16 protein-coding genes and 5 pseudogenes are annotated in these 22201 nt (G+C 49.9%); 6 read left to right on the top strand and 15 right to left on the bottom strand.

Annotated features, from left to right (window positions below; genetic code table 11):
* Nucleotide 1 precedes the first annotated feature (1 nt).
* Both fkpB and ispH read left to right on the top strand, forming a co-directional pair.
* Nucleotides 2–433, top strand: a complete 432-nt coding sequence (gene fkpB / locus KHX94_RS03585; protein WP_213682397.1) for an FKBP-type peptidyl-prolyl cis-trans isomerase — start codon at nt 2–4, stop codon at nt 431–433.
* A 22-nt stretch (nt 434–455) separates the two neighbouring features.
* Entirely contained in the window at nt 456–1385 is a 930-nt protein-coding gene (ispH, locus tag KHX94_RS03580) for a 4-hydroxy-3-methylbut-2-enyl diphosphate reductase (protein WP_213683313.1), read from the top strand.
* Nucleotides 1386–1478: 93 nt separating this feature from the next.
* On the opposite strand, the gene KHX94_RS03575 is transcribed toward ispH, so the two are convergent.
* The 4 genes and pseudogenes from KHX94_RS03575 to KHX94_RS03560 all read right to left on the bottom strand — a co-directional run bounded on the left by KHX94_RS03575 (nt 1479) and on the right by KHX94_RS03560 (nt 5785).
* Nucleotides 1479–1661 carry a DUF3545 family protein gene (locus KHX94_RS03575; RefSeq protein WP_213682396.1) on the bottom strand — a complete coding sequence of 61 codons (183 nt, stop codon included), beginning with the start codon at nt 1659–1661 and terminating at the stop codon, nt 1479–1481.
* 177 nt (nt 1662–1838) lie between these two features.
* A pseudogene (gene pgi, locus KHX94_RS03570) lies at nt 1839–3475 on the bottom strand (glucose-6-phosphate isomerase).
* Nucleotides 3476–3504: 29 nt separating this feature from the next.
* Nucleotides 3505–4457, bottom strand: a pseudogene (gene tal, locus KHX94_RS03565) (transaldolase).
* A gap of 209 nt (nt 4458–4666) precedes the next feature.
* Complete coding sequence (locus tag KHX94_RS03560) at nt 4667–5785, bottom strand: OmpA family protein (protein WP_213682395.1); 1119 nt, start codon at nt 5783–5785, stop codon at nt 4667–4669.
* 808 nt (nt 5786–6593) lie between these two features.
* Here KHX94_RS03560 and KHX94_RS03555 point away from each other — a divergent pair.
* Nucleotides 6594–8063: an alanine/glycine:cation symporter family protein gene (locus KHX94_RS03555; protein ID WP_213682394.1), complete on the top strand. Its 1470-nt coding sequence runs from the start codon at nt 6594–6596 to the stop codon at nt 8061–8063.
* A gap of 99 nt (nt 8064–8162) precedes the next feature.
* A complete protein-coding gene (gene yaaA, locus KHX94_RS03550) occupies nt 8163–8936 on the top strand; it encodes a peroxide stress protein YaaA (RefSeq protein ID WP_213682393.1) in 774 nt (257 codons plus the stop codon).
* Between the two features lie 45 nt (nt 8937–8981).
* Here yaaA and KHX94_RS03545 read toward each other — a convergent pair whose 3' ends face one another.
* From KHX94_RS03545 to KHX94_RS03535, 3 genes are all read right to left on the bottom strand, one after another.
* Entirely contained in the window at nt 8982–9353 is a 372-nt protein-coding gene (locus KHX94_RS03545) for a hypothetical protein (RefSeq protein WP_213682392.1), read from the bottom strand.
* A 130-nt stretch (nt 9354–9483) separates the two neighbouring features.
* Nucleotides 9484–9693, bottom strand: a complete 210-nt coding sequence (locus tag KHX94_RS03540) for a hypothetical protein (protein ID WP_213682391.1) — start codon at nt 9691–9693, stop codon at nt 9484–9486.
* 283 nt (nt 9694–9976) lie between these two features.
* Nucleotides 9977–10207, bottom strand: coding sequence for a hypothetical protein (locus KHX94_RS03535; protein WP_213682390.1), 231 nt, complete (start codon nt 10205–10207; stop codon nt 9977–9979).
* 409 nt (nt 10208–10616) lie between these two features.
* On the opposite strand from KHX94_RS03535, the gene KHX94_RS03530 reads away from it, so the two are divergent.
* Complete coding sequence (locus KHX94_RS03530; RefSeq protein WP_213682389.1) at nt 10617–11336, top strand: DUF554 domain-containing protein; 720 nt, start codon at nt 10617–10619, stop codon at nt 11334–11336.
* 100 nt (nt 11337–11436) lie between these two features.
* Here the strand turns inward: KHX94_RS03530 and KHX94_RS03525 are convergent.
* From KHX94_RS03525 to KHX94_RS03490, 8 genes and pseudogenes are all read right to left on the bottom strand, one after another.
* Nucleotides 11437–12092 (bottom strand): annotated as a pseudogene (locus tag KHX94_RS03525) (3-oxoacid CoA-transferase subunit B).
* Nucleotides 12093–12102: 10 nt separating this feature from the next.
* Nucleotides 12103–12809 (bottom strand): annotated as a pseudogene (locus tag KHX94_RS03520) (CoA transferase subunit A).
* Nucleotides 12809–13729 (bottom strand): hydroxymethylglutaryl-CoA lyase, encoded by a 921-nt coding sequence (locus KHX94_RS03515; protein ID WP_213682388.1) that lies wholly within the window; start codon nt 13727–13729, stop codon nt 12809–12811. The pseudogene KHX94_RS03520 and the gene KHX94_RS03515 overlap by 1 nt, the downstream one beginning before the upstream one ends.
* Complete coding sequence (locus KHX94_RS03510) at nt 13729–15768, bottom strand: acetyl/propionyl/methylcrotonyl-CoA carboxylase subunit alpha (RefSeq protein WP_213682387.1); 2040 nt, start codon at nt 15766–15768, stop codon at nt 13729–13731. Before KHX94_RS03510 ends, KHX94_RS03515 begins: the two co-directional genes overlap by 1 nt.
* Nucleotides 15761–16573: an enoyl-CoA hydratase-related protein gene (locus KHX94_RS03505; protein WP_213682386.1), complete on the bottom strand. Its 813-nt coding sequence runs from the start codon at nt 16571–16573 to the stop codon at nt 15761–15763. The genes KHX94_RS03510 and KHX94_RS03505 overlap by 8 nt, the downstream gene beginning before the upstream one ends.
* A gap of 9 nt (nt 16574–16582) precedes the next feature.
* Nucleotides 16583–18189: pseudogene (locus KHX94_RS03500) on the bottom strand (carboxyl transferase domain-containing protein).
* A 33-nt stretch (nt 18190–18222) separates the two neighbouring features.
* Nucleotides 18223–19392 (bottom strand): isovaleryl-CoA dehydrogenase, encoded by a 1170-nt coding sequence (locus tag KHX94_RS03495; protein ID WP_213682385.1) that lies wholly within the window; start codon nt 19390–19392, stop codon nt 18223–18225.
* Between the two features lie 61 nt (nt 19393–19453).
* The gene (locus KHX94_RS03490) at nt 19454–19864 is read right to left on the bottom strand and encodes a MerR family transcriptional regulator (RefSeq protein ID WP_213682384.1); all 411 of its coding nucleotides are present in this window, start codon (nt 19862–19864) and stop codon (nt 19454–19456) included.
* A gap of 266 nt (nt 19865–20130) precedes the next feature.
* Here KHX94_RS03490 and KHX94_RS03485 point away from each other — a divergent pair, with 266 nt between their 5' ends.
* A complete protein-coding gene (locus KHX94_RS03485) occupies nt 20131–22047 on the top strand; it encodes a propionyl-CoA synthetase (protein ID WP_213682383.1) in 1917 nt (638 codons plus the stop codon).
* Nucleotides 22048–22201 lie beyond the last annotated feature (154 nt).

The raw sequence follows: 22201 nt of genomic DNA, 5'->3' as shown, positions 1-22201 counted from the left end.
GATGTCTGAGATCCATTCTCTGTTGTGTCATATGGTGATCTTACTGGATGATGGCTCCACCGCTGAAAATACCCGAGCCAACAATAAACCGGTGCGACTGAATATAGGTGATGACAGCCTAAGCCCAGCGTTTGAGGCGGCATTAAGCGGGCTTCACGCCGGTGACAAACACAGTTTTACGCTGTCGGCGGTAGATGCTTTTGGCGAGGTAAACCCAGATAACATCTATTATCTGGATCGTACCCGTTTCCCGGCCGATATGGTGTTGGAACCTGGCGTCATTGTTGGGTTTGCCGCCGCCAATGGCGCTGAAATCCCGGGGATAGTCCGTGAAGTAGCCGGTGATTCTGTGACTGTGGATATGAACCATCCGTTGGCGGGACAGACGCTGACATTCCAGTTGGAAGTGTTGCAGGAGCTTGACGATGAATGATAACCAGCCGTCTCAGCCGGGACTGAATATTCTATTAGCTAACCCTCGAGGTTTTTGTGCGGGGGTTGACCGTGCTATCAGCATCGTAGAACGGGCACTGGAGCTGTTTTCGCCACCTATTTATGTGCGCCACGAAGTGGTACATAACCGCTATGTGGTTGAGGATCTAAAACGCCGTGGCGCGGTGTTTGTCGATGAACTGGAACAGGTGCCAGATAACAGCATAGTGATTTTCAGTGCTCATGGTGTGTCACAAGCGGTACGTGGTGAAGCCAAACAGCGTGGTCTGAAAGTTTTTGATGCTACCTGTCCGCTGGTGACCAAGGTGCATTTGCAGGTCACTCGTGCCAGCCGTAAAGGGGTGGAATGTATTCTGGTGGGGCACGCCGGGCATCCCGAAGTGGAAGGCACCATGGGCCAGTACGATAATCCTGAAGGCGGTGTATATCTGGTTGAGTCACTGGACGACGTGGCACAGCTACAGGTTAAAAACCCAGAAAATCTGTGTTTCGTCACCCAAACCACGCTGTCGGTGGATGACACCATGGATATTATCGCCGCGTTACAGCAGCGTTTTCCTTGTATTGAAGGCCCACGTAAGGACGATATCTGTTATGCCACGCAAAACCGTCAGGATGCGGTGCGAAAGATGGCCTCGGACGTGGAATTACTGATAGTTGTGGGTTCGCGTAACAGCTCTAATTCAAACCGCTTGCGAGAGCTGGCCGAGAAATCCGGTACGCGCGCTTACTTGCTGGACAATGCCGAAGATATCGATGCCGCTTGGTTTAATGGCGTGCATAAAGTGGCGGTGACCGCTGGTGCTTCTGCGCCTGAAGTGTTGGTGCAGCAAGTGGTAGAAGCCATTGCCACGTTAGCACCAAGTGTGGTGACCGAAGTAGAAGGGCGTCAGGAAGATACCGTATTTGCCGTGCCTGCGGAACTACGTTGACAGATGTTGTGTGCTGCCGTGCCTATCTAGGCTTGCGGTTTGGCAGTAACAAAAAGGCCATGGTTTGTACCATGGCCTTAGTCATTCAGCATACTAAATCAGGAGCGTGTCCAAATCTGCATCAAAGCTGCTGTCAATTTCCTTAAGCTCTCGCATCAAGCGATGTTTTTCCTTTAACGCTTCGATTTCTCGCCACTTACGTTTCTTGGAGTTGCGAGAACGGCCGGGTCTTTCTTCCACTTGGTCAAGCGCACTACCATAATCTAATTGATCCATGGCAACCTCCTGTTGTTGTATGTTTTGTCAGCACTTAAATAGCATATTTGCTGAACAGGGTGCAAGTTAAATGTTTCCTCAGTGTTAAAACTGTAAGACATTTGGATGACAGTTAACTTTGATGGGCGAAAGCAGAAAAAAGGCCGGTACTGATGACCGACCTGACTGGAACTCGAATTAAATCTGCTGTTGTCGGAACAGGTTGATCAGCGCGTTACTTGAGCTGTCTAAGGCAGAACATTCCTCGGCTGCTGTTAGCCGCGACAGCACGTCATTACCAAGGGTTTTGCCAAGTTCTACGCCCCACTGATCGAAGGAGTTGATATCCCAGATGGCACCTTGCACAAACGTACGGTGTTCATATAGTACGATAAGCGCCCCTAAAGTCTCAGGCGTCAGTTTATTCATCAAGATGGTATTGCTGGGCTTATTGCCCGTCATCACCTTATGCCGCGCCACCAGTTGTTTCTCTGCGTCTGGCAGCGCACTATTCTGTAATTCTGATAATGCCTCTTCGTATGTTCTGCCCTGCATTAAGGCTTGGGTCTGGCCAAAACAGTTGGAGGCCAACTGTTCATGGTGAACACCTAATGGATGATGGCTTTGCAGTGGCAATATAAAATCGGCGGGTATCAGTGCGGTTCCTTGATGTAATAGCTGATGATAAGCATGTTGCCCATTGGTGCCTTCGCCCCCCAAATTACTGGGCCAGTGCTGTAATCAACCGTTTCACCATCAAGGGTCACTGATTTGCCATTGCTTTCCATATCCAGTTGCTGGAAATATGCCGGTAATCCCCTGAGATAGTGATCATATGTCAGTACGACATGTGATTGTGCGCCTTGGAAGTTGTTATACCAGACGGATAGCAATCCCATGATCACCGGCAGGTTCTGTGCTAATGGTGTGGCGGCAAAATGCACATCCATTGCTCTGGCACCTTTGAGTAGTGCGAGAAAATTATCCATGCCTACCAGCAGGGCAATCGGCAAACCGATGGCTGACCACAAAGAATAGCGGCCACCAACCCAATCCCACATAGGGAAGATATTGTCGGCGTCAATGCCAAACTCGGTAGCCTTGGCCACGTTGGAGGTAATCGCCGCAAAATGTTTGGCAACATCTGCTTGGGTGTAGCCGTGTCCCAGAAACCAGGATTTTGCTGACAGGGTATTGGTGAGTGTTTCCTGCGTCCCAAAGGATTTGGATGACATCAGAAATAAGGTGGTTTCGGGTGCCAATGTTTTAAGTTTGTCACTGAGACAACTGCCGTCTACATTGGCCACAAAATGGCAGTTGAGTTTGCCATTCCAGTAGGGTTTGAGTGCTTCGGAAATGATTTTCGGACCAAGGAATGAACCGCCAATGCCTATGGCAACCACGTCAGTGATTTTTTCTCCGGTACAACCACGCCATTTGCCACAGTACAGCGCATCAATAAAGGCCGCCATTTTGGCTAAGGTGGCTTGTACTTCCGGCACAACATTGACGTCATCTACTCGAATATCTGCATCGGCCGGCGCCCGCAACGCAGTATGCAGTACTGCGCGGTGCTCCGTGGTATTGATAAGCTCGCCGGCAAACATGGCCGCAATTTTTTGTGGCAATCCGCTATTCTCTGCCAGTTGCAACAGTAATTGCATGACTTGGGCATCAATACGGTTTTTTGAATAGTCCAGTAACAAACCGCAGTCTCTGGCGGAAAACTGGCTAAACCGTTGTGGATCTTCAGCAAACAATTGCCGCATATGGGGCAATTGGCGGCTCAACTCCAACAGTGTTTGCCAAGTCGATGATTGTGTCAGTTTGCTCATGCGATAACCTTGTCGTCCGTTATGGGATGTCAGATGAGTTTGGCTGTTAGCATCTGCTCTAATTTGCCCTGATCAATGGCAAAGTTGCGGATACCTTCAGCGAGTTTTTCAACCGCCATTGGGTCTTCATTCAGTTCCCAACGGAATTCCGCTTCCGTCATCGGTGTCGGGGCGGTTACGGTTTTGTTGTTGGTGAAAGCTTGCGGGTGATAGTCACATCACTGGTAGCCAGTTCTTCCAGCAATGATGGCCCTATGGTTAAGCGGTCACATCCCGCTAGTTCAATAATCTCTCCGGTATTACGGAAACTCGCGCCCATCACGACTGTGTGGTAACCGTGCTGTTTGTAGTAGTCATAAATCTTGCTGACAGAAAGCACTCCCGGATCTTCGCTGGCACTGTAGTCATGACCGGTGTTCTTTTTATACCAGTCAAGGATGCGACCAACGAATGGCGATATCAGAAATACCCCCGCTTCGGCACAAGCACGAGCCTGCGCAAAGCTGAATAGTAGTGTCAGGTTACAGTTAATGCCCTGTTGCTCTAACTCTTTGGCCGCACAGATACCTTCCCAGGTAGACGCCAGCTTGATCAGGATGCGCGACTTGTCTATTCCGGCCTCTTGATAAAGTTGGATCAGCCGCTGTGCTTTAGCAACAGACGCGTTTTTATCAAATGATAAGCGCGCGTTTACTTCTGTAGAAATACGACCGGGAACCAGTTTCAGGATCTCAATACCAATGTTCACGGCTAGTTTATCCGCAGCATCTTCTAGCTGGGTGACAGGATCTTGGCTCTGCGCTTTCGCCCAAGCGATGGCATTATCGATGAGTCCCGCATATTCTGGGATCTGCGCGGCTTTAAGGATTAATGACGGGTTCGTGGTGGCATCTTCCGGCTGATAACGTTTGATAGCCTCAATATCACCAGTATCTGCCACTATGGTGGTCATGGATTTTAGCTGTGTAAGTGTATTTGCCATAGGTAATATCCTTTACTTGGTGTTCTTTCAATATCACTTAATTGCTATTAGAAGTGATTTCGGCTCGCGTTGCCAATTCCCGATGAAAAAATTACAGTAAGCGTAAAAAAACAGCAATTGCTGGGGCGTAATCCCGCCTATTGCTGCGAAATTCGTTACCTTTAAAATAAAAAAGCCGCTTGGGCAGCGGCTTTAGCAGTAAAGAAAACTTATTTCAGCAATGGCTGTTTGTCTTTAAAGCTCATGTGAGCTTCAATGCGACGGTTAACTTCATTGGCTTCTGCTGAAGAGCCTTGCATCAGTGGCTGAGTTTCGCCATAACCCTTGGCGGTAATACGAGTAGCGGCAATACCATATTTGTCTACCAGGATCTTCGCTACCGCGTCAGCGCGTTTCTGAGACAACCACAGGTTGTAACTGGCTTTACCTGGCAGTGAGGCGTGACCAGAGATTTCCAAATCGGCTTTCGGGTACTTATTCATAAAGCTGGCGACTTTCTCGATGTCAGCCATGGACGCTGGTTTAACCACGGAAGAGTTGTTATCAAACTGTGCGGCAATCTTCAATGTTTCCAGTTTTTCCACGTAGATAGAACAGCCCTTGGCGTCTACTTTATGGTCGGCTGGAGTGTTTGGACACTGATCCTGATCATCAGTAACACCATCATGATCACTATCCACAGGCGCAGCTGCCACTACAGGTTCTGGTGCTGGTTGTGCTGCTGGTGCTGGTTTGCTGTAACCAAAACGATAGCTCAGTTCTAACCCCCAGTAGTTGCTTTCCATATCGAGGGTGTTCCATTTGTCTTCGTCGAGATTTTCATAACGACGATATTTTGCCTGCAGTTTGAGGTTTTCTGTCAGGTTGTAGCCAATCCCCAAACCGAAGTAAGGTGCAACACCGCTGTCGCTGTAGTAATGAGCACCATCCTGTTGTTTGTTGGAAATCAGATAGTTCATGGCACCAGCTTCAGCAGACAGCGCCCAATCTTTGGCGAATGGCCAGAAACCTACCAGACCTAAGGTTGCACCACGGGCACCCGCATCATTTTTGACGTTAGCATAGTCAGTCCATTCAGCGCGCCCCAGATTACGATAACCCAGTTCTACACCAAAATAATCGTTAAACATGTAGCCACCGAAGATATCCCAAGCGTATGGGTCATCTTCACCACAGGTTTTCATGGTTTTTTGGTCGCAGTTGGGTTCGTAGTTATTGACACCGACTCCGGCACCTACGTACCAAGGGGTCAGTTCCTGTTCTGTTGCGGCAGCAGCAAATGGTAATGCTGATACCAGTAACAAAGCAGTTAATTTTGCGTTCATCATATTCTCCACGTCCTTTGAAGTTGTTGGCTGTATATTCAGCCTTTAATGGGATAATTCCCGTTGTTAAGTATTAACCGGAAGAATTATCTAGCGTTGGAAGTAAACTTTCCACCTGTGCCACAAAATTTCCGCTATTTGTTAATAATAAGATCTATTTTAGTAATATAAAGGTTATTTATTGACAAGGTTTAGTTAATTTTAGGTCGTTATCTATGCAGATTTCTTTAATTAGGTGGCGCTATTAATTAACCCCTAGGCTGTTGTCATGGTGTGCGATGAATGGCGTAAGTGGTTGTGGTGTTATTGAATTGATACTCATAAGTTGTCAATGTGATGAAACTGCTTGGTTCTTTGCTGTTTTATAATAATTCTTACCGATAGGCCGAAAAATTGTGAGTTTTTCTCAATGAACTGAGCATTTATTGCTAATAATGCGCATTATTGGCGGCTATTTGCGATTTGATAATAACAGATTTGTACTATGGCTTTTTTTAAGGTAGATTGAACTGACTGCCAAATAGAGCAGTGGCTGATAAATACTGGGTTTTATGGATTTCATAGCGCAGTTTATTATCGGATTCTTATGCAAACCGGGAATTTGCGAAGAGTATAAAAATATAATTAAAACAATATGGTGGTTGCAATTTAACGGTGATCCCTTATGGCTATACTGAGCACATGCTCGGCAACAGCCGCACGCTTTCTGTTATTGCTCCAGTTGTCTATTTTGTTTGCATTGGGAGGATGTCTTTGGCTGCGCCGGTAGTGTTGCGTTAACACTTGCCGTTGTCGTCATTGAATTAAGCTCATGGTTGAAACAATTGTCGATTTCTTGAATTCCCTGTTATGGGGCAAGCTATTAGTTTACGCGTTGGTGGGTACCGGTCTGTATTTTTCTGTCAGGCTATTATTCATTCAAATTACGCATCTGGGGCATTCCGCCAAAATCATGGTGACCAGCCGGCAAGGCTGTGACAGTGGGTTATCTTCATTCCAGGTGTTTTGTACCAGCATGGCGGCAAGAGTTGGTGCTGGCAATATGGCGGGGGTTGCTGTTGCAATCAGCACTGCCGGCCCCGGTGCCGTCTTCTGGATGTGGATCATTGCTTTGCTTGGAATGGCCACCGCGATGGTGGAGTCCACCTTAGCCCAAGTCTATAAGGTTAGAGATAAAGACGGGCAGTTCCGCGGCGGGCCCTCCTATTATATGGAGCGAGGATTGGGGCAGCGCTGGATGGGAATCCTGTTTGCCGTGTTTCTTATCATTTCATTCGGCCTGGTATTTAATGCGGTACAGGCCAATACCATCACTGGCGCATTAACGGAAGTGTTTGGTTGGCAGCCGGCATGGATAGGCGTATTGCTGGTTGTGGGCAGTGCGCTGGTGATCATGGGCGGGCTGCGTAAAGTCGCGCGCGTTTCGGAAATTATTGTTCCGGTGATGGCGCTGGCTTATATCGCTATCGCCTTGGTGGTGGTGGCCATGAATATCAGTCAGCTACCTGCAATTTTGCTGATGGTTGTTAAAAGCGCGTTTGGTTGGCAGGAAGTGGCCGCCGGAGGCGTGGCCTACACGGCATCACAGGCGTTACAAGCCGGGATCGCTCGAGGATTATTCTCTAATGAAGCGGGCATGGGCAGTGCTGCTAATGTTGCTGCGAGTGCTTCTCCCACACCAAACCATCCGGCATCGCAGGGATTTGTACAGATGGTGGGGGTGTTTATGGATACCATAGTTATCTGTAGCGCTACCGCGGCGATTATTCTGCTTTCTGGAGAATGGGGTAATGCTTCGTCTGACGATGGTATTCAACTGACCATTAATGCGTTAACACACCACGTTGGCTCTTGGGGCGGCTGGTTCGTGGCTGGGTCTATTTTGTTGTTCTGCTTTACCTCCATTATTGCCAATTATTCTTATGCAGAAACCAATGTGCTGTTTCTTACTGGCAACAGCAGGAAAGCTGTCATGTTATTTAAACTGATAGTGCTGGCGATGGTGATGTTTGGCTCTGTGGCAAAAATTTCGCTGGTATGGAACATGGCTGACTTGTCAATGGGGTTGATGGCGCTGGTCAATATTTTGGCATTGGTGCTGTTATCCGGCGTTGCCATGCGAGTGATCAGTGATTATCGGGAGCAGTTAAGTGCTGGCATCAGCCCGGTATTTGATAAACGTAAGTTCCCGGATTTACAGGCGCAGATAGCGAGTGATATTTGGAATGGAGAATCTGTGGAAGTAACTGATAACGCGAAGGTTGCTCCGGCCAATACCTGAAACCGTTTGTAGCCATCGAAAAAACCACGTGATTACTGCGTGGTTTTTTTATTGTAGATCAGTATGATATTAGCATTGATTGCCAATATGGAGTGCCTGATGCTTATTCTGATTTCTCCTGCTAAGACCCTGGATTTTGAACAGCCAGCCATGGTCTCTGATTACACTCAACCGGAATATCTGGCATACAGCGAGCAACTCATGTCGGTGTGTCGTGAGTTGTCTCCGTCTCAGATCGCCTCCCTCATGAAGGTCAGTGATAAAATTGCTGGGCTAAATGCCGCCCGCTTTGCCCAATGGCGGCCACCGTTTTCTACCGCCAATGCCAAACAGGCACTGTATGCTTTTCGTGGTGATGTTTATACCGGGCTGGATGCTGATTCGATGCCCGCAAGTGTCGTGCAGGCAGCTCAGCAACATCTGCGCATTTTGTCAGGGTTATATGGGTTATTAAAGCCGCTTGATCTGATGCAGCCTTACCGTTTGGAAATGGGGATCCCATTAGTAACAGCTAAAGGTACAAATCTTTACCAGTTCTGGGGCGATGTGATTACTGATGGTATCAACCAGGCACTCGCGCAGCAGGGCGATGATTTGGTCATCAATCTGGCCTCCAATGAATATTTTAAAGCGGTGCGACCAACAAGGTTAACGGGGCGTTTAATCTCTCCAGTATTTAAAGATGCTAAAAATGGTCAGTTTAAAATTATCAGCTTCTATGCCAAGAAAGCGCGAGGCATGATGGCGCGGTATCTGCTTGAGAAAAAGGTTACTACCTTGGCGGAATTGCAGCAGTTCAATGTGGCGGGTTATTACTACAGTGAAGCCCAATCGACGGCGGATAGTCCAGTATTTTTGCGCGAAGAGTCTTAAGTCAGCGGCCGGAAAACTCCGGCCTTTTTTCTGGGGAACGTATTGTTATTTTTGTAATTGTAACTGTTCAGCCGTCTGAATGGGCAATAGATAACGCTCGCCCACCCGCATGATAGAACCGGTAACGGTGAGCTTTTTACTCAGGAAATAAGCTGCCGGATCGATAATCCCTTGTTCTTTAAGTTCAGCAATAGCACTGGCCGTGAGTGTGAGTAACAACTCGCGGGTATGCTCATCATTCAGATAGATAACGCCTTCCTCTGTGCGGCGATCTTGACTGTGGCCGATGACCATCGCAATCTCAACATGGTTACCAACCTGTTCAAGCGCTTGTTGACTACTTAGACGTTCGCGAGCGCGAGCATCAATAAAACAACTGCTAATGAACAGTAACGCGATAACTATCTGCAGTATCATGACAAACTCCCGCTATTGGCCATTTGTGGATATAACATAATAGTCACTATCTTTAATTGACTAAATCCTATTGTCCAGCAAATTGTTGGCGCATGTTTTTCAGTGACAGTTTGCGCGATAAATACTGCTTTTATGGGGCGGCGCCCTGTTGTAATTGGCTGCTTGATAGATAATTTTCTAACTCGCCAGGTGCAAATTGCAGAATCGCTACTTGCGTCTGCGGTGCAGTATTCATGGAAAAGTACACTTGATGTAGGCCAAATTTGCTTAAGTCATCCGCCCGATATCCCCACAATTTTTTGCTGGATATCTGCTGCTGGAACGGGGGAACTTGCCCCATAATCGTGATCTCTTCGCGCACCCCAATGCGTTTAAAAATGCATTTTCACGCTGCCGCCATTCCGCGACAGAGAGGCATTTATGCTGGTCAAAGTCTGGTACCAGAAAGGTATACCAAGGTTTATCCCAATGTTGCTGCCAAGCCCCGCCATTGAATCCAATCACGCTGTTAGCCTCTACTTTGACACTTTTGGCAGCAGTAAAGACATAATTGGCACAGCTGCCAGCGCAGATCTCTCTGACTTCGAGTTCAATTTGTTGCTGGTGCAACCATTCGCCCAGCATCATTCCCCCGAGGGATTTCCACCTCGGCTGGTTATCACTAGACGTGAGATAGGAGCCGGCGCTTTATCGGCTATGGCGAGCAGTTGCTTGACGCTGTCGATACGCGTATCGCCTTTGAACATCAAGGTATGGGCATCTGGCATACTGATCTCTGCCTGTGGTGGCAGATGACTGGTACAGGTGCAGCCGCTTATCAGCAGCAGACTCAGGGAAAATACGGACCGAAACATAGTCCCTCCTCTGGTATATTTAAAGCCAAGGATGGATGATCGCTATTAGCAATATGAGCAAAAAATAGCCATAAGAGGGAAGGTATGCCAGCACTAGTTAACAGATCGCTGAAGTAACCCGCAATATTAGTAACAGCGTGATCTTCTTAGCAAGATACTGTACGGTTGCGAGGCTTAACGCGCATACGTAAGCGCTAGCATGTCAGTGTGTTGTGGGGCCAATATTGGCGCTTATCGGTTTATGTTGGCACGCTGGCCGTGGCTATCGCTTGGTAAGCAAGATATGATATCGAGCGTTGCTAATACCACACCTTTAACACGTAATTCTTCTCTATTAGAACTAGCACTTGTACTAGCCACTGGCTTGCTGCTGATATTGGAAGATGTTTAATTCAGGAGAATAGATGTAATGATGCTAGGTCCTATCATCAATAGTTGCGCCATTATTGTGGGCGGTTTGCTTGGCGCCGGACTGGCAAAATTTATTCCGAAGCGATTACAGCAAGGTCTACCAGCAACCTTTGCATTGGCGTCGGTCGCAATCGGCGTCACTATGATTATCAAGGAGCATAATCTGCCCGTGGTGGTGTTATCGCTGATTTTTGGCACCGCGCTGGGTGAATTACTGTATTTTGAGGCTGGCGTCAGTAAAGGTGCGGCGTTTATACAACAGAAAATGAATCGGTTTTTGCCGATGCCCAGAGGTTTGGGAAAGTCCGAATTTTCACAACAATTTACGGCACTAATCGTCTTATTTGGTGCCAGTGGCCTTGGGGTCATTGGGGCGATGACCGAAGGGTTGAACGGTGATTATAAACTGTTACTGGTGAAATCCATGATGGATCTGGTAACTGCCATGATTTTTGCTATTGGTCTTGGCCCGGGGATCATCATGATCGCTGTGGTGCAGTTTACGGTGCAGGCGTCTTTATTCTTGCTTGCTAAACCTATTTTGCCCTATATGGATGCCGTGACCTATGCAAATTTTTCGGCGGTCGGCGGCATTATTATGCTGGCGATTGGTTTACGCATTGCCAAAATTATGAATTTTGCGGTGGTCAATTTTCTGCCAGCGCTGTTTCTGGTATTGCCTTTATCCCATTTATGGCGGCACTTTTTCCCTGATTAATGACGGCATTAAGCCCTAAGATGCTGCATAAATAATGCGTGGTTATCATTATTAAGCATGGTTGGCGCCGACATTGGAACATGCGTATGCCATAGCTTACTTAAAACACCATAGTGGGCACTTGGGGCGGGATCACCAGTTTGCCCGCGGTTTTGGCTTTGATTTCATCAATGGTGACGCCAGGTGCCAGTTCTTTAAGATGAAACGCACCCTCGTGAATATGCAACAGTGCCAGGTCTGTCAGTACCGTGTTGATGCAAGCAACCCCGGTTAACGGCAGGGTACATTGCGGTAGCAACTTGGAGTTACCGGCTTTATCTGCATGCATCATAGTCACAATAATGTTGCGGGCTCCGGCAACCAAATCCATTGCGCCGCCCATCCCTTTGATCAATTTTCCGGGGATCATCCAAGAAGCGATAGCGCCACTGACATCCACTTCAAATGCTCCCAGCACTGTGAGATCCACATGGCCGCCACGGATCATGGCAAAACTATCGGCGCTGGAGAAAAAGAAGCTCCTTTTACCGCGGTGACTGTCTGTTTTCCGGCATTGATAAGGTCGGCATCAACGGCGGCTTCATCGGGAAATTCGCCCATGCCTAGCAGGCCATTTTCTGACTGCAACATCACTGCTATGCCTGCCGGAATATAGTTGGCGACTAAGGTTGGAATGCCAATGCCAAGGTTGACATAGTCGCCATCGTGCAGTTCGCGGGCTACTCGCATCGCCATTTGTTCTCTGGAAAGTGCCATGTTGTGCTCCTTAGGCCTTAGTGCGCTTGACGGTACGCTTTTCGATGCGTTTTTCGAAACGGCCTTGAATGACACGATCGACATAAATCCCTGGCGTGTGGATATGATCTGGGTCTAACTCGCCAGCTTCAACAATCTCTTCGACTTCTGCCACGGTGATTTTGCCCGCAGTGGCCATCACCGGATTAAAGTTGGCTGCGGTATGGCGGTAGATGAGATTGCCCATGGTGTCAGCTTTCCAAGCGCGTATTAATGCAAAATCTGCCGTGAGAGCTGGTTCAAGCACATAATGACGACCGTTGATTTCGCGGGTTTCTTTACCATCTGCCACCGGCGTGCCATAACCTGTCGCCGTAAAAAAGGCCGGAATGCCAGCACCACCTGCGCGGATTTTTCTGCCAGTGAACCTTGCGGCGTAAGAATCACCTCAAGCTCACCCGTTAACATCTGCTGCTCAAATAGGGCATTTTCACCGACATAAGAGGCGATCATGGTGCTTATCTGGTGCCCTCGCAGTAGCAGTCCCAAGCCAAAGTCATCAACGCCGGCATTATTGGAGATGGCGGTTAATCCGGTCACTTTTCGCCTAACCATTTCGTTGATCAGACCTTCTGGGATGCCACATAAACCAAAGCCACCAACCATTACTGTCATATGGTTTTCTAGGCCTGACAACGCCTCGGAATAGCTGTGAACAACTTTATGCAAACCTGCCATTAGCTGTACTCCTGTGCTGGTGGGGCCAGTTCGGCGGTTAACACCTGGCCGACCTTGCTGCCATTATGACGTTTGAGTACCCGACTGATCTGCGCACCAGCACGAGCCAACTTGGGTAAGTCCACGCCTGTATGAATGCCTAAACCGTGCAGCATATACACCAGATCTTCGGTCGCTAGATTGCCGGAAGCCCCTTGGGCATAAGGGCAACCGCCAAGGCCCGCAACTGAGGCATCGAGTGTGCTAATTCCGCTATCGAGACAGGCCAGAATATTCGCTAGTGCCTGACCATAAGTGTCGTGAAAATGCAGCGCTAATTGGGCTATCGGCACTTTGTTGGCAACGGTGTCTAACATGTTTCTGGCTTTTTGGGGCGTGCCAACGCCAATGGTGTCACCGAGGGAGATTTCATACACACCCAGTTGCTGTAATTCCTCTGCCACGGCAGCCACCTGCTGCGGCGCAACCTCGCCCTCATAGGGACAACCGAGCACGCAGGAAACGTAGCCACGTACTGGGATGCCATAGTGTTTGGCCTTGTCCACTATTGGCACAAAGCGCGCAAGCGATTCACTGATACTGCAATTGATATTACGCTGGCAAAAGCGCTCTGAGGCGGCGGTAAAAATGGCCACTTCATCTACTCCGGCAGCGAGTGCGGCCTCAAATCCGGCAAGATTGGGTGTCAGCGCCGAGTAGCTAACTCCAGCACGGCGAGTTATCTGCCCGAATACTGCGGCAGAGTCCGCCATTTGCGGTACCCATTTCGCTGAGACAAAACTACCCGCTTCGATATGACATAGCCCTGCGTTGGCCAAGGCATTAAGCAGTTGCACCTTATCGCGGATAGCCACCGGCCGTTCATTTTGCAGGCCGTCACGCGGGCCAACTTCATAGATACGGATGGAAGCAGGATACATTAGTCAGACTCCTTAGCACTGAACTGGACTAACAGCGTTCCGTCTTGCACTAACTCACCAGCACGACATAAAAAATTATCGACAATGCCATCAGTAGGCGCGTTGATCTGGTATTCCATTTTCATCGCCTCCAGTACCAATAAGCCGCAGCCTTTACGGACAAAATCGCCCGGCTGCACCAGCAAGGTCACGATCGTGCCATTCATCGGTGCCAGTAACGACGTATCGCCATGATTATCGGCAAGCTGGTAACTCTGAGGGCCGCTATCAAACTGCCAGACATGACCGTGACGCAATAGCCACAGTGTTGTCTGTTGCTGGTAGAAATACCAATGTTGGCTATGGCCGTTGAGCGTCAATTTGAGCTGTTGTGCTGCGGTTAATTCGCCACTGACGATTACTTTAGTGTTGGCATTTCCCTCGGCTTCTGCGGCGTTGATGGTCAGTGAATACTCACCAATAGTTTGCTGCTGTAGCAGTAAGAGGAAACTTGAGGCAGTTGCCATCGCACCATAACGCAACTGTAAATGCCACTCTGGCGCCGCGTTCAGTCGAAATCCTGACAACTGCTGCCAAGGGGAGTTATAAGTGTGACCTTGGGTGTTAGATGCCAGCAGACTCACCATGGCAGCGGCTGCAAGTACCTCAGTGGTTGGCGCGGGTGTGGCCGCTTGTGACAACAATTCATCAAGGTGCTGCGCAATAAAATGGGTGCTGAAATCTTCGCGGATAAAGGCCGGATGTGATGTTAGTGCGGCCAGAAACGCAATATTATGCCACACTCCGGCTATCTGATACTGCTGTAATGCCAGCGTCAATTGTCGCAGCGCCTCGCTACGGTCGGAGTGCCAGATGATCAATTTAGCGATCAACGGATCGTAAAAAGGGGTGATCACATCGCCTTGGCGTACCCCGGTATCTAACCGTAAATGGGGCGCCGCAGTTGGCTCCTGTAAATAAGACAGCGGGCCGGAAGCGGGGAGAAAGTTATGGCTGGGATCTTCAGCATAAATTCGGGCTTCAACGGCATGGCCGTTAAGTGTGACTTGCTGCTGTGTTAATGGCAGCGGCTGACCAGCGGCCACGCTTAGCTGCCAGGCCACCAGATCCTGACCGGTGATCAGTTCGGTCACCGGATGTTCCACCTGCAAACGGGTATTCATCTCCATGAAGTAAAACTGCTGGTCGCTATCCAGCAGAAACTCAATGGTGCCGGCACCGCAGTAGCCGATGGCTTTAGCCGCTGCGATTGCCGCTTGCCCCATCTGTTGCCTGAGTTCATCGCTAAGACCCGGGGCCGGCGCTTCTTCAATGACTTTCTGGTGCCGACGTTGCAGCGAACAATCACGATCGCCTAAGTAAATGCAGTGGCCTTGCTGATCGGCAAATATTTGTACTTCGATGTGCCGCGGTTGTGTCAGATAGCGCTCTAGCAATACGGTGTCATCGGCAAAGGCGGCCTTGGCTTCCCGCTTAGCTGCGGCCAGCGCTGTGGTAAATTCTGACGCATTCGTCACCACCCGCATTCCCTTACCGCCTCCACCATAAGTGGCTTTGATCAACAGTGGAAAGCCAATGGTTAACGCCTGCTGTTGCAGAAAACCACTCGCTTGTTCCGCACCGTGATAACCCGGCACTAGGGGGACGCCAGCAGCAGCCATAATCGCTTTGGCGGCACTTTTACTGCCCATGGCGTCAATGGCGCTGGCGGGCGGCCCCACAAAAATCAGCCCATGCGCGCTACAGGCGCTGGCGAATGCGGCATTTTCTGAGAGAAAGCCGTATCCAGGATGGATGGCATCGGCACCGTAGCGCTTTGCCGCATCGATAATCGCATCAATATTCAGATAAGGCGCAAGGGGAGAATCACCGCTCAGTGCTATTGCTTCGTCGGCAAGGCTGACATGTAATGCCTGACGGTCAACCGCAGAATGGATGGCCAGGGTACGGATCCCCAATCGTTGGCAGGTTCGTATAATGCGGCAGGCAATTTCACCGCGATTGGCAATCAATAACTTGCGAATACTGGCGTCAGTCATGCTCAGACTCCTGCGTTACCGCGGTATTGCCCGGCAACCACTTCGGCGGACGTTTAGCAAAAAAGGCACTAATGCCTTCAGCTGCTTCTTCACTGGCGCGGACGTTAGCAATGGTGTGCACTGTCAGGTGAGTGAGTGCTTCATCGCTCTGTGCTGTTTCAAGCTGTGCTAGCAGCCCTTTACATTGTTGCTGCGCGGCAGGGCCACCTTGTAGTAAGGCGGTGACTATGCGCTGTGCGGCATTATCCAGATCATCATCTACTTGATGCACAAGCCCTAATTGCAACGCGGTGCTGGCATCGATGAGCTCGGCTGTCAGGGCATACCGCCGCAATTGCCGCATCCCGATACTGCGATGAACATAGGGCGAGATCACGGCTGGAAGAAGCCCGAGCCGGACTTCGCTCAGACAAAAGCGGGCGTTGCTGGTGGCAATCGCGACATCACAACAGCAAATCAGTCCCAGTGCGCCACCAAAGGCTGCACCTTGCACTAAGGCCACCGTTGGTTTTGGAAACCTGTCCAGTGTTCGCATCAGCGTTGCCAGTTCGCTGGCATCAGCGATATTGGCCTGCGCGTTCATTTTTGCCTGACGCTGCATCCAGTGCAGATCAGCACCAGCGCTGAAATGTTTGCCTTGGCCGCGCAGTAGCAGTAATCGGCAACTTGAATCGTCAGCAAGCTGATTTAAGACGGTGATGAGTTCAGCTATCAGCCGTTCATCAAAGGCATTAGCGGCATCCGGGCGATTGAGGATGAGTTGACATACGCCTTCTGCATCCCGCTTGAGTAGAGTGTGCTGCATGCTGGCCTCCTACATGCGAAAGACGCCAAAGTGGCTGGGCTCAATAGCAGCATTGGCGGCAGCCGCTAATGCTAGACCGACCACATCGCGGGTTTGCGCTGGGTCGATAATACCGTCATCCCATAAACGGGCACTGGCATGATAGGGATTACCTTCTCGCTCATATTTATCGACGATCGGGGCTTTAAAGGCGGCTTCATCCGCTGCTGACCATGTTTGCCCCTGGCGTTCTAGACTGTCGCGTTTGACCGTGGCCAACACGTTGGCCGCCTGTTCGCCACCCATCACCGAAATACGGGCATTGGGCCAGATCCACATCATGGTGGGCTCATAAGCGCGGCCACACATGCCATAATTGCCCGCACCATAACTGCCACCAATGATGACGGTAAATTTGGGCACATTGGCGCAGGCAACGGCCATCACCATTTTGGCGCCGTGTTTGGCGATACCTTCCTGCTCATATTTTTTCCCAACCATAAAGCCAGTGATGTTCTGTAAAAACAGCAACGGGATCTGCCGTTGGCAACATAGTTCGATGAAATGTGCCCCTTTTTGCGCTGACTCCGAAAACAGAATGCCGTTATTAGCAACAATACCAATGGCATAGCCATGCAAACGGGCAAAACCGCACACTAAGGTGGGGCCGTAATTGGTTTTGAATTCGTCAAAATCTGAGTCATCGACTAATCTGGCAATCACTTCTCGGACATCGTAGGGCTTTTTCAGATCGGTACCGACAATGCCGTACAGCTCCTGACTATCGTAGCGCGGCGGTATCACGGCCGCTTGTGGTGTGATGCTTGATGTAGGAGGATTGAGCCGTGACACGGCTTGCCGTGCTAATTGCAGCGCATGTGCGTCATTTTGTGCCAGATGATCGGCCACGCCGGATAAACGGGTATGCACCTCGCCGCCCCCAATGCTTCGGCGGATACCTCTTCGCCGGTGGCGGCCTTTACTAGCGGTGGCCCAGCCAAGAAGATAGTGCCCTGATTGGCGACAATAATGGATTCATCCGCCATGGCCGGAACATAAGCCCCGCCAGCGGTACAAAGACCCATTACCACGGCAATTTGTGGGATGCCCTTGGCTGACATGCGCGCCTGGTTATAAAAAATACGGCCAAAATGTTCCCGATCTGGAAACACTTCATCCTGCAACGGAAGATTAGCACCACCGGAGTCCACTAGGTAAATACAGGGCAGATGACACCGTTCCGCGATGGCTTGCGCACGCAGGTGTTTCTTGACCGTCAGCGGATAATAAGTGCCGCCTTTAACGGTGGCATCGTTGATAACAAGCATGCATTCGCGGCCACTGACACGGCCGATACCGGCAATAACCCCCGCCGCCGCAACGGTCTCCTCATAAACCTCAAAGGCCGCAAACTGGCCAATTTCAAGAAATGGCGCATCGGTATCCAGCAACTGTGTTAGTCGTTGCCTGGGGGCCAGCTTACCTTTGCTGCAATGCCGCTGCATGGCGCGCGCGCCGCCACCTTCAGCAATTTCTGCCAGTTTCTGTTTGAGATCATCCACTAAGCTTTGCATCGCTTGCTGACGGCTGATAAAAGTGTCAGCACTGGGATTGATCTGGCTGATGATGCGGGTCATGGCGTTTGGCTCCGCTATTGATGAGAGGGCGATTCAGTGACTTTCACTGAACAGTTCACGGCCAATGAGCATGCGGCGAATTTCCGAGGTGCCTGCGCCGATTTCATACAGCTTGGCATCACGCAATAAACGTCCGGCCGGATAGTCATTGATATAGCCATTGCCACCCAGCAACTGAATGGCATCCAGTGCCGCACGGGTGGCTCTTTCGGCGCTGTAAAGAATGGCGCCAGCGGCATCTTTGCGACTCGCTTTGCCTTGATCGCAGGCGCTGGCAACGGCATAAACATAGGCTTTGGCCGCATGCATTTCGGTGTACATGTCGGCCAGTTTGGCCTGCACCAATTGGAATTCGCCAATGGCTTTGCCAAACTGCTGGCGTTCTGCGGTGTAGGGCAGTACCAGATCAAGACAGGCGCTCATGATGCCTAATGGGCCGCCAGCCAAGACTACGCGTTCATAGTCAAGGCCACTCATCAGCACCTTGGTGCCGTGATTCAGTTGACCGAGAATGTTTGCTGCTGGCACTTCACAATCAGTGAATACTAACTCGCAGGTACTGGAGCCTCGCATGCCTAGTTTGTCTAATTTTTGTGCGGTGGCGAATCCTGGAAAGCCACGTTCAACAATAAACGCGGTAATACCTTTGGCTCCCAGTTGTGGTTCAGTTTTGGCATAAACTACAAATACATCTGCATCGGGGCCGTTGGTGATCCACATCTTGTTGCCATTCAGCAGATAATGGTCGCCTTGTTTACGAGCGTGCAGTTTCATGGACACCACATCGGAGCCCGCATTGGGTTCACTCATGGCCAGCGCACCTATGTGTTCACCACTGACCAGCTTTGGCAGATAACGATCTTTTTGTGCGGCAGTGCCGTTACGGAAAATTTGGTTAACACAGAGATTTGCGTGGGCGCCATACGACAACCCCACCGAGGCTGAGGTGCGGGAAATCTCTTCCATGGCGACCACATGGGCCAGATAGCCCATACCGCTACCGCCAAACTCTTCACTAACGGTAATTCCCAACAGCCCCATCTGGCCTAATTGTGGCCATAATGCCGTGGGGAATTGATTCTCTTGGTCGATTTGTGTCGCGAGTGGGGCAATCTGCTCGGTGGCGAATGTCGCAACGGCTTGCCGCAACATGTCGATATCTTCCCCGAGTCCGAAGTCAAGTCCTGAATAGCTGGGTATCATGGTTGGCTCCTGTGTCGGCGCTGACATCTGTGACGACGTGCAGATGATGACAGCGGCGTGATTAACCGGTTTTTTCGGTAGAGATTTCCGCTAGCGCCTGACGACATTGGGTTTCTGCAGCCATCAATTCCATCAATACGATTTTGATGTCGTCCATCTGCTGTTGCAGTGACATTTTTTTATCTTCTATCAACTGCAACATGGTACTGAGTTGTGACAGGCTGCTTTTGTCGGCGTCATACAATTCAAATAGGCGTCGGGTTTCCCCAAGCGAAAAGCCAAGGCGTTTACCGCGCAGGATGAGTTTCAGCCGCACCCGATCTTTCAAACTATAGATACGGGTTTGCCCACGGCGTTTGGGTTTTAACAGCCCCTGGTCTTCGTAAAAACGAATACTACGGGTGGTAATATCAAATTCCCGTGACAGCTCACTAATGGAATAAGTGGTTTGGGGCGTTGGTCGGATACTCATTAAATAACACTCAGTTAGCAGCAGTAAACGCAAGATATATAAAGTTTACGTAAAGGTAAAGTTACTGTTGCTATTTTAGTGCATGATCCTGATTTTTTCTCCAGCGTTTTTAACCTGGTCAGTCCAGTCGATGACTTAGCAAAAAGTCTTAAAAAAGCCGAGTTTAGGCTAACGTCTAATAGGGGTTGATTATAAAAACGTCTATTAATGAAAGCGGAAGGAAGGGGTGTGTTAGCCGAGAGGCGGTCCTTGGGGAGGACAGTTAGATGACAGATCCGGGTTTAGCTCTGTACCAGAAATCCATAGACGATAAGGTGACGTTCTGGGGCGAGTGCGCCAAAGCTATTGACTGGTATCAACCATGGGAACAAGTGTTGGATGACAGCCAAGCGCCATTTTATCGCTGGTTCAGTAATGGTCAGTTAAATACTTGCTATAACGCCGTAGACCGCCATGTGCTGGCGGGTAGGGGCGAGCAGTTTGCCATTCGTTATTTCAGTCCAGTCACTGATACCGAATATGCTGTGACATATGCTGAACTACAGGCGCAAGTAAGCCGCTTGGCTGGTTATATGGCATCTGTTGGGGTGAGCAAGGGCGACAGGGTGGTGATCTACATGCCAATGGTGCCTGAAACCGTATATGCCATGCTGGCCTGTGCGCGTATTGGCGCTATCCATTCGGTAGTTTTTGGTGGTTTTGCCGCGAATGAACTGGCAACGCGTATCAACGATGCCAAACCTAAGTTGGTGCTGAGTGCTTCTTGTGGGGTCGAACCTTCCGGGGTGGTGCCTTACAAGCCATTACTGGATAAAGCGCTGGAGCAGTCTCATCACAAAGTTGAACGCTGTTTGATCCTTGGGCGCAGTCAGTATGCAGCTGCATTACAGGAAGGGCGGGATTACGACTGGCAGCAGGCCATCAAAGATGCCGCACCCGCAGCATGTGTCGCCGTTGCCGCCACTGATCCTTTGTATATCCTGTACACCTCTGGCACCACAGGCCAACCTAAAGGTGTGGTGCGTGACAACGGCGGTCATGCAGTGGCTTTGGCTTGGTCGATGAAGCACATTTACAACATCAATCCTGGGGATACGTTCTGGGCGGCATCGGATGTTGGTTGGGTCGTCGGGCATTCATACATTGTTTATGCGCCACTGCTGGTGGGGGCGACAACCGTGTTGTATGAGGGTAAGCCTGTGGGCACACCTGATCCGGGTATTTTCTGGCGCACTATTCAGAAATACCGTGTCAAAAGTTTCTTCACCGCACCCACGGCAATCCGTGCGATTAAGCGGGAAGATCCAAACGGCAATTATGTGGCTGGAACCGATCTGAGCTGTCTGGAAACGCTTTTCCTCGCGGGAGAACGTTGTGACCCCGATACCTTGCTTTGGGCTGGCGAGAAACTGGGGAAACCGGTGATCGATCATTGGTGGCAGACTGAAACCGGATGGGCCGTGGCTGCCAATCTGATGGGCGTACAGGCTATTCCGGTAAAACCCGGTTCACCCGCGCGCGCCGTGCCTGGATACCAGGTGGAAGTTGTGGATGAGTTTGGCTCACAAGTGCCAGCGGGCCAGTCTGGTAACGTGGTAATTAAATTGCCATTGCCGCCAGGCACTTTAGTGACTTTGTGGCAAAACGATAAACGCTATCAGGAAAGCTACCTCAGCATGTACCCAGGTTATTACCTGACTGGCGATGCGGGTTATATGGATGAAGACGGTTATCTGTACATTATGAGTCGTATTGACGACATCATTAATGTTGCCGGACATCGCTTATCAACCGGGCGCTTTGAAGAAGTCTTGTGTCAACATCCTGCGGTTGCGGAAGCGGCGGTAATTGGGGTTGATGACAAACTCAAAGGGCAAGTGCCGTTGGGGTTGGTGGTTTTGAAAAACGGTATCGATATCAGTGAAAAACAGCTGCATGATGAGCTGGTAGCCAAAGTGCGACAGGAGATTGGCCCAGTTGCGGCGTTCAAGCTGGTAAGTGCAGTGCAAAAATTACCTAAGACTCGTTCAGGTAAAATCCTGCGCGGCACTATGCGTAAAATTGCTGATAATCAGTCTTATACGCCGCCCGCCACTATCGAGGATCCATTAACATTGGATTTGGTGCGTGACGCGCTAACACGCATGGGATATGCCGACGCGTTGCTGCAACAGCACGTTTGAACCCTTGAGTAATCATCAAGTTACAGCCCACGCTGGTGGGCTATTTTGTTGGCTAATTTCATCATTTCCGATCAATCGACTAAATCCTCCACAGTTATCGACAGACTTTGTTGGAAAAAAACCACAGAAGCTCAGTATAATGTGCGCTTTTATA

The organism is Shewanella dokdonensis, from assembly GCF_018394335.1.
In the GTDB taxonomy this organism is placed as follows: Bacteria; Pseudomonadota; Gammaproteobacteria; order Enterobacterales; family Shewanellaceae; genus Shewanella; species Shewanella dokdonensis.
Note: the sequence above shows the minus strand (reverse complement) of the source record. Positions and strands in the feature narration are given on the sequence as shown.

What these genes read in the sequence shown, in the direction of transcription:
- fkpB (WP_213682397.1), top strand. Translation starts at nt 2, where the DNA reads ATGTCTGAGATCCATTCTCTGTTGTGTCATATGGTGATCTTACTGGAT.
- KHX94_RS03575 (WP_213682396.1), bottom strand. Translation starts at nt 1,661, where the DNA reads ATGGATCAATTAGATTATGGTAGTGCGCTTGACCAAGTGGAAGAAAGA.
- KHX94_RS03560 (WP_213682395.1), bottom strand. Translation starts at nt 5,785, where the DNA reads ATGATGAACGCAAAATTAACTGCTTTGTTACTGGTATCAGCATTACCA.
- KHX94_RS03555 (WP_213682394.1), top strand. Translation starts at nt 6,594, where the DNA reads ATGGTTGAAACAATTGTCGATTTCTTGAATTCCCTGTTATGGGGCAAG.
- yaaA (WP_213682393.1), top strand. Translation starts at nt 8,163, where the DNA reads ATGCTTATTCTGATTTCTCCTGCTAAGACCCTGGATTTTGAACAGCCA.
- KHX94_RS03545 (WP_213682392.1), bottom strand. Translation starts at nt 9,353, where the DNA reads ATGATACTGCAGATAGTTATCGCGTTACTGTTCATTAGCAGTTGTTTT.
- KHX94_RS03540 (WP_213682391.1), bottom strand. Translation starts at nt 9,693, where the DNA reads ATGGGGCAAGTTCCCCCGTTCCAGCAGCAGATATCCAGCAAAAAATTG.
- KHX94_RS03535 (WP_213682390.1), bottom strand. Translation starts at nt 10,207, where the DNA reads ATGTTTCGGTCCGTATTTTCCCTGAGTCTGCTGCTGATAAGCGGCTGC.
- KHX94_RS03530 (WP_213682389.1), top strand. Translation starts at nt 10,617, where the DNA reads ATGATGCTAGGTCCTATCATCAATAGTTGCGCCATTATTGTGGGCGGT.
- KHX94_RS03515 (WP_213682388.1), bottom strand. Translation starts at nt 13,729, where the DNA reads ATGTATCCTGCTTCCATCCGTATCTATGAAGTTGGCCCGCGTGACGGC.
- KHX94_RS03510 (WP_213682387.1), bottom strand. Translation starts at nt 15,768, where the DNA reads ATGACTGACGCCAGTATTCGCAAGTTATTGATTGCCAATCGCGGTGAA.
- KHX94_RS03505 (WP_213682386.1), bottom strand. Translation starts at nt 16,573, where the DNA reads ATGCAGCACACTCTACTCAAGCGGGATGCAGAAGGCGTATGTCAACTC.
- KHX94_RS03495 (WP_213682385.1), bottom strand. Translation starts at nt 19,392, where the DNA reads ATGATACCCAGCTATTCAGGACTTGACTTCGGACTCGGGGAAGATATC.
- KHX94_RS03490 (WP_213682384.1), bottom strand. Translation starts at nt 19,864, where the DNA reads ATGAGTATCCGACCAACGCCCCAAACCACTTATTCCATTAGTGAGCTG.
- KHX94_RS03485 (WP_213682383.1), top strand. Translation starts at nt 20,131, where the DNA reads ATGACAGATCCGGGTTTAGCTCTGTACCAGAAATCCATAGACGATAAG.